This window comes from Gelidibacter sp. (assembly GCF_035515035.1).
Classification (GTDB): Bacteria; Bacteroidota; Bacteroidia; order Flavobacteriales; family Flavobacteriaceae; genus Gelidibacter.
On the sequence record NZ_DATJCA010000002.1, the window covers coordinates 1 to 7,098 of the forward strand.

Annotated in this window: 7 protein-coding genes; 5 read left to right on the forward strand and 2 right to left on the reverse strand. The window is 38.6% G+C overall.

Annotated elements, in window-relative coordinates; translation table 11 throughout:
* Positions 1-679, reverse strand: a 679-nt coding sequence (locus VLZ86_RS00050; protein ID WP_325447443.1) for a LytTR family DNA-binding domain-containing protein, incomplete at its 3' end; no start/stop codon positions are given.
* Positions 680-879: 200 nt separating this feature from the next.
* Here VLZ86_RS00050 and rpsF point away from each other — a divergent pair.
* The 4 genes from rpsF (at position 880) to VLZ86_RS00070 (ending at position 2,649) form a co-directional block, all read left to right on the forward strand.
* Complete coding sequence (gene rpsF, locus VLZ86_RS00055; RefSeq protein ID WP_129017129.1) at positions 880-1,218, forward strand: 30S ribosomal protein S6; 339 nt, start codon at positions 880-882, stop codon at positions 1,216-1,218.
* Positions 1,219-1,220: 2 nt separating this feature from the next.
* A complete protein-coding gene (gene rpsR / locus VLZ86_RS00060) occupies positions 1,221-1,517 on the forward strand; it encodes a 30S ribosomal protein S18 (protein WP_027124835.1) in 297 nt (98 codons plus the stop codon).
* Between the two features lie 13 nt (positions 1,518-1,530).
* Positions 1,531-1,992 (forward strand): 50S ribosomal protein L9, encoded by a 462-nt coding sequence (gene rplI / locus VLZ86_RS00065; protein ID WP_325447448.1) that lies wholly within the window; start codon positions 1,531-1,533, stop codon positions 1,990-1,992.
* A gap of 180 nt (positions 1,993-2,172) precedes the next feature.
* Positions 2,173-2,649, forward strand: coding sequence for a DUF6495 family protein (locus tag VLZ86_RS00070; RefSeq protein WP_325447450.1), 477 nt, complete (start codon positions 2,173-2,175; stop codon positions 2,647-2,649).
* Positions 2,650-2,881: 232 nt separating this feature from the next.
* Here VLZ86_RS00070 and VLZ86_RS00075 read toward each other — a convergent pair whose 3' ends face one another.
* Positions 2,882-4,123 carry an ABC transporter permease gene (locus VLZ86_RS00075; RefSeq protein WP_325447452.1) on the reverse strand — a complete coding sequence of 414 codons (1,242 nt, stop codon included), beginning with the start codon at positions 4,121-4,123 and terminating at the stop codon, positions 2,882-2,884.
* 715 nt (positions 4,124-4,838) lie between these two features.
* Here VLZ86_RS00075 and hisS point away from each other — a divergent pair.
* The gene (gene hisS / locus VLZ86_RS00080; protein ID WP_325447454.1) at positions 4,839-6,212 is read left to right on the forward strand and encodes a histidine--tRNA ligase; all 1,374 of its coding nucleotides are present in this window, start codon (positions 4,839-4,841) and stop codon (positions 6,210-6,212) included.
* Positions 6,213-7,098: the final 886 nt, after the last annotated feature.

The following is a 7,098-nucleotide window of genomic DNA, read 5'->3' on the forward strand; positions in this document are numbered from 1 at the left end:
CATCCACAAGTTCAGTCTTTTTATTCCTGCTTAGCGGAATCTCATAAGCGCCAACCTCTACATTTTTACTGTTAAAGCGGTCTACCTTGTCCAAGTTGACAATATATGATTTATGAATTCTTAAAAATTTACCTTCGGGCAGTTCCTGTTCAAAGGCTTTCATGGTTGAAAGTACAACCAAGCTGTTTTCTTCAGTGACCAATTTAACGTAGTCACCAAGGGCTTCAATCCACTTGATGTCCTTGATATACACTTTACGTTTTTTTAAGTTGCTTTTAACAAAGATGTGCTCGCCATCGGCTTCATTGAAATCGAGTTTCAATTTATGCAGCTCTACGGCTTTTTCTACAGCCACATTAAAACGTTCTCTGGTGATCGGTTTTTGTAGATAATCGGTAGCATCATAATTAAAGGCTTTAAACGCATATTCCGTTTTACCAGTAACAAAAATAATTTGGGGTTTGTTGTTGAGAACATCTAGTAGTTCAAAACCAGTAAGAACTGGCATTTCAATATCCAAGAAGATGAGATCTACTTTATGGGTATTTAAGCCATTTTTGGTTTCAAGTGCACTACTATATTCTGCAATTAGGTTAAGAGATGAATGATTTTCAATTAACTTTACAATCGATAAGCGTTGTATCGCAGAGTCATCAACTACTACACAGTTTAAAGTCATAACATTTGATTTATTTAGGTTAAGATATCGACAATAGTACAAAAAATTCGGATAAAAACCAAATAACATCGATAAAGTGTGTTATTTAACATTGTTTTTATTATCAAAAACTAACTAAAAAATTACTTATAGTTTAGTTGTCAGAACCATTAATAATGGTTATTTTTGCAGCCATTTTAAATTAATAAATATAAAGTATTATGAATCATTATGAAACTGTTTTCATCTTAAATCCCGTTTTATCTGAAACACAGATAAAGGAAACAGTAGAGAAATACGAAGATTTTCTTGTTTCTAGAGGAGCGAAGATGGTATCCAAAGAAGATTGGGGCTTAAAAAAATTAGCTTATCCAATCCAAAACAAAAAAAGTGGCTTTTACCACTTATTTGAGTTCACTGTAGATGGTGAAGTCATCAATCCACTAGAAGTAGAGTTTAGACGTGACGAGCGTTTTATGCGTTATTTAACTGTAAAGTTAGATAAACACGCTATTTCATGGGCTGAAAGAAGAAGAACTAAACTTAAACAAAAAGCGTAATTATGTCATCAATAGAACAACAAGCTAAAGGAAAAAAAGATGGTGAGATCAGATATCTGACCCCATTGAATATTGACACAAGTAAAACGAAAAAATACTGTCGTTTCCAAAAGTCTGGTATCAAATATGTTGATTACAAAGACGCCGATTGGTTATTAGGTTTTGTAAACGAGCAAGGTAAATTGTTGCCAAGACGTTTGACAGGAACATCGTTAAAATATCAAAGAAAAGTATCTGTAGCGGTTAAGAGAGCGCGTCACCTAGCGTTGATGCCTTATGTAGCAGATTTATTAAAATAATAAAAACATAACTATGGAACTTATATTAAAACAAGACGTTGAAAATTTAGGATTTAAAGACGATGTTATAACGGTTAAGAACGGTTATGGTAGAAATTTTTTAATTCCTCAAGGTTTAGCGATAATGGCTACGGTTTCAGCTAGAAAAGTATTGGCTGAAAACTTAAAGCAACGTGCTTACAAAGAAAAACAAATTATTGAAGAAGCTCAAAAAGAAGCTGAAGCAATAAAAGCATTGGAAATTAAATTAACTTCTAAAGCTGCTGCTGGAGCAACTGCTGGCGATAAAATATTTGGTTCTATTACCAATATTGACTTGGCAAAAGCATTGAGCGATTCAGGCATTGAAGTTGACAAAAAATACATCGCAATTACGGGTGGAAACATCAAGCGTTTGGGTCAATATGATGCAGTAATCAGACTTCATAGAGATGTCACTGTTGACATGACTTTTGAAGTGGTTGCGGAAGCATAATTTTCAAAATAAACTTTTAAAAAGCCTCAATCCTTTATTGGAATGAGGCTTTTTTCATAAACATAATTGTGTTTTTTAAAAAGTATTGAAGCTATTGGTTAATAACAGAATTAACAGGTCAATAATTTCACATTTAAACTAAAATAGGTTTCTCCCATTTGGGGAGATCAAGAGGGGACCATGAAATACACCAGACTCACCAAAGAACAATTTGAAGAATTGCACCAGGAATTTATCAATTTTCTGGCCACACAATCCATTACTGCTGAAGAATGGGCCGATATTAAAGCCAATAAACCAGAGGTCGCCGAAGAAGAACTCGATGTTTTTAGCGATTTGATTTGGGAAGGCGTTTTAAGGAAAGTGGTTTATTTAGAACATATTTCGCCACAACAAATGCATTTGTTCCATTTGAAGGAAAACGAGATGAAGTTAATTGCCGTAAAATTGAAGATTGACACCGTCGATCTGACCACTTCAGAAGGTTTCAATTGGTTTCGGGAAAACTTACTATCCGATGATGTCGAATTACTAACCGCCAGTAAAGCCTATTCAGAGGATAAGGCCCTTGACAAATTTAAGCTCATCCAACAAGGCGGCGTCATCACCAAAGGCGATCTCTATAAGTATTTTGAAAAATTGATGGGGCAGGAATAGAGTGGGGAGCGCAGAGTTTAAGATTCTAAGTTCAATATTTGGAGTTCAGATTTCAAAGTTTCTTGTTTCTAGTTTGAAGTTTCTTGTTTGAGGCGTTTCAACTTCAACTTCAATTTGAATTTCAAGTTCAATGTCATCGTGTATTCTGCGAGAATCCGCGAAATCCGTGGGAAATAGTACAGCCTATCAGTCTAACTAAAAGCGCAGCGATCTAACCTCTAAGTTTTATTCGCTACTCATACCTCAGCGACTCCACAGGATCCAATTTAGCGGCTTTAACCGCCGGAAGCAACCCAGCAACCACGGCTACGATAAAAGCTATGGTAAACGCGCTAAACATGGCGAGCCAAGGCGTTGAGAACTGAAAGTTCGCGGCAGCAGAGACGCCATATCCGATAAGGACGCCGAATATGATTCCAATAATGCCGCCCAACTGGCCAATAATAATAGCTTCCATGAAAAACTGTGTGGCAATGGTTTTCCTTTTGGCACCCAATGCTTTCCGAACCCCAATCTCCCGTGTCCGTTCCGTTACCGAAACAAACAAAATGTTCATGAGCGCAATGGAAGAACCTAAAATAGTGATCATACTGATCACCCATGCGGCAATATATAGATACCCAGTAATGGATCCAATACGGTTGATAAGGTCGTCACTGCGTTCTATTCCAAAATCGTTGTCTTCAATAGGGTTTAAGTTTCTAATGTTTCTAAAGGTTAGGATGGCATCATCCTGTGCGCCTTCCAACATATCCTTTTTGTCCGTTTTGACACTCAAACTGTAGTTGATATTCGGACCGGTAAAAAGCGTTCTTGCTTTTTGTATGGGAATCATCATGCGTAAATCCTGGTTGTTTCCAAAACTCGAACCTTTGGCCTTTAAAACCCCAATCACTTTAAACTTCGCGCCTCTAACACTAATGGTTTGCCCAATGGGATTGACATCACTCAGAATCGCTTTTGCCAAATCACTGCCAATCACACAAAAATTCGTGCTGTTTTCAATATCAAAATAATTGAATTCGCGACCTTCGCTGACTTCCAATCCAGAGTTTTGGATGTAGTTTTCATTGACCCCCAAAACCATCACTTCAGGATCCGTTTTTTTATTTTCGAATTTCACTTCCGCAGTTTGGGTGCCCACAAAAGAAATGGCCACTTGGGTAAACGGAAAGTTATAGTTGTCTTCAAAATCCTTGACATTTCTATAGGAGATGATCGGATTGATCTTCTGTACCTCTTTTCCACTTTGGCGCTGGGTAGTAAATTCATACCGCTGAAAGTTAAACGTATTGGCACCCATTGAAGAAAAATCGCTTGAAATCGTGTTTTCCAAAGCCGACACGGCGCTCAAAATCCCTACCAAAGCCGTAATGCCGATGGCAATGATCAGAATGGTCAAAATGGTGCGTAACAGTTGGGTACGAATGGAATTGAGGGCAATCCTAATATTCTCTCTGAATAATGAAAACATAAATGCGGGTTGTTCTTGTAATGGTTGAATGACTATAAGACTACAAACAGTCAATAAAGTTACTATAAATTTGAAATAAGCTGCGCATTTTTTTTGTTTCCCGCAGATGGCGCAGAGATTCGCAGAAGACTCCCGCGAAAATCTGTATGATCTGCCCTGCCGCGATGTCGGTCTGAGACAATTGCTAGATTAAGGATTTAATGAGTATTTTAATTCTCACTGACAGAGCCATATGCGAAAATCTGCGCAATCCGTAGGAGAACACTATCTAAAATTGACCATCTTTTGTGTCCGTTTTTTGAGAAATCCGTCTTGAAATGATAAACTCGTATAAAGAATGATGAGATTCCCGCCTTCGCGGGAAAATAGCCCCAACAGGGCGAAATATCCTAGCAAAAGATGTGGCTCATAACCACAGTCCTGTAGGGACGACATCAATAGCCTTTGATGAGTGGTATCAATAAAAAATTGCGTTATCCGCGGGAAAAAATGGCAGGATATTAATTTTGATGTCCATAATTTACACAATATCCTCGTTTTAATTTTATATTCTTCAAATTGTAATATTTTTGCAGAAGTTGTGATATTAAATAAGAGATTCCTGCTGGTGCTTATCTTGAGCGTAGTCCAAAGACAGGAATTAAGGAAATAATTTTAACGAGATCCCCGCTTTCGCGAGGAATAAAAGAGATCCGCGCATTCGCGAGGAATAAATATGGCAAAAAAACCAAGCATCCCAAAAGGCACACGCGATTTCAATCCCGAAGAAGTTGCAAAACGCAATTATATCTTTAATACCATCCGTCAAAGTTTTGAACGTTTCGGATTTCAACCCATTGAAACCCCGAGTTTTGAGAATTCTGAAACCTTGATGGGCAAATATGGCGAAGAAGGCGACCGACTGATCTTTAAAATCTTAAATTCCGGTGATTTCTTGAGCAAAGCCGATCAAATGGCTTATGATGCCAAGGACTCTACGAAAATAACCCCTTCCATTTCAGAAAAGGCCCTCCGCTACGACCTTACGGTGCCTTTTGCCAGATACGTGGTACAACATCAAAACGATATCGAATTTCCTTTTAAACGCTACCAAATCCAACCGGTATGGCGGGCAGACCGTCCCCAGAAAGGTCGCTTTAGAGAGTTTTTCCAATGTGATGCCGATGTCGTAGGCTCGCAGTCTTTATGGCAAGAAGTGGAATTCGTCCAATTATACGATGCCGTGTTCACCGCTTTGAAATTGGAAGGCGTGACCATTAAAATCAACAACCGGAAAATTTTGGCGGGCATTGCAGAGGTGATTGGTGCACAAGATAAGTTGATCGACTTTACCGTGGCCCTCGATAAATTGGATAAAATAGGCGAGGCCAAGGTCAAGGAAGAAATGTTGGGCAAAGGAATTCCTGAAGCTGGAATTGACAAATTGCAACCGTTGTTTAGTTTGTCAGGACCTTTTGAATCGCAGATTGCTCAATTGAAATCCATCTTGGCAACTTCTGAAGAAGGCAAAAAGGGGATTGAAGAACTTGAGTTTATAGATAAAGCCATTTCCGAGTTGAAATTGCAATCGGCGAGTTTGCAATTGGATGTCACTTTGGCCCGCGGACTCAATTATTACACCGGTGCCATCTTGGAAGTAGCGGCTCCAAAGAGCGTCGACATGGGTTCCATTGGTGGCGGTGGACGCTATGATGACCTTACCGGAATTTTCGGATTGAAGGACGTGAGTGGGGTTGGCATCAGCTTTGGCTTGGACCGCATTTACTTGGTGTTGGAAGCCTTGAATTTATTTCCAGAAACCATTACCAATACGGTAAAAGCCCTATTCATTAATTTTGGCGATGCAGAAGCCTTGGCCAGTATGAAAGCCATAAAAGAACTTCGGAAAAATGGCATTAATGCCGAATTGTACCCCGATAATAAAAAAACAGTCCGACAGTTTAATTACGCCAATAAACGCAACATCCCAAACGTAGTTTTAGTGGGTGCCTCAGAGCTGGAGAATGGAACCTATACCCTTAAAAACATGAACACTGGGGACCAACAGTCGGTGGATTTGGGGACTTTAGTGAAGATGTTGCAGGAATAATTAGTGTTGTAGCGAGGTTTGTTTCACAGAGGTTCGCAGAGTTGCACAGAGATTCACGGAGACTTATGGAATTTCGCAGACGTGTACTTGGGGTATTTTGCTTAAAGATAGAAACATAAGGCGTGACCCTTATTATAAACTAAATTTTAATTGCATCAGAATCATAAGAAGTTCCTTCCCTTTTTTAAGGGAAGGTGGATTTAAGCTCAGGAAAGAGCTTAAAGACGGAAGGGTTATCTATTCCAAAACACATTTAAAATTAAAAATATTTAAATTCGAGGTTTGATAACTTATTATATAATTCAACCACCTCGTCTTCGATTCCTCGCTGTGAATCGAATCCACGCCTCCTTCAAAAGGAGCAGAAGTTTAGATTGATCTAACTTTTAAATATTTTCCACAAAAAACCTCTCAGGTTTTCAAAACCTGAGAGGTTTGGCGCCACCAAACCCGTGCAATTCCATGAACTCTAAAGTTTATTGTTGTTAGAAACCTAGATGTTTCATGGCTAGTATTCTCTGTGATCTCTGCGAAATTCTCTGTGTACCTCTGTGTAATTCTATCCGCGAGAGTTATCCGTGCAATTCCAATCATTCATAACCTACAGCCAAAATAATCTATATAAGCATCCGTGTAATCCGTGTCTGAAAAAAATCGTCGTCGTCCGTATTACGCCTTTGTTGGTGTTTTCCACCAACAATTTCGGTCAGGTGGAGGTCTGTCAACTCTTAAACAATACCCACTAAAAAAAATCGCCTACTCCTTTTTAAAGAATAGACGATTGGCAATAGTTGGTTGGTTAAACCGTATTAAAATTTAATAATAATTTTCTTATGATAACTGTTCGTATTCGTTTCTACTTGAAGAATATAGTTCCCTTCCGCAA